Annotated in this window: 1 protein-coding gene; it reads right to left on the reverse strand. The window is 57.4% G+C overall.

Translation table 11 applies throughout. The features are described 5' to 3' along the window. Positions 1-9 precede the first annotated feature (9 nt). A partial coding sequence (locus R0J92_RS23225; RefSeq protein WP_411053410.1) for a hypothetical protein occupies positions 10-270 on the reverse strand: 261 nt, incomplete at its 5' end.

The following is a 270-nucleotide window of genomic DNA, read 5'->3' on the forward strand; positions in this document are numbered from 1 at the left end:
GCCGAACAGCTAAAGGCAGAAGCTGCCGAGCGTGAAAAGGCCGCACAGGCCACAAATGCGCAAGCTGGTCGCACTGGGGCAAAGGTCAGCCTTCGCACTTTCGTCTCTGCCCGGATCGTTGATTACGACAAGGCTTTGGTTGCCCTGAAAGATCGCCCCGAAATGAAAGCTCTTGTCGAGCAGCTTGCCAACCGTGCGGTTCGCGCCGGTATCGAAGTTGCTGGCATCGAGCGCGTTGAAGAACAGAGGGCCGCATAATGAACGCTGTAG

This window comes from Tritonibacter sp. SIMBA_163, assembly GCF_046535935.1.
In the GTDB taxonomy this organism is placed as follows: Bacteria; Pseudomonadota; Alphaproteobacteria; order Rhodobacterales; family Rhodobacteraceae; genus Epibacterium; species Epibacterium scottomollicae.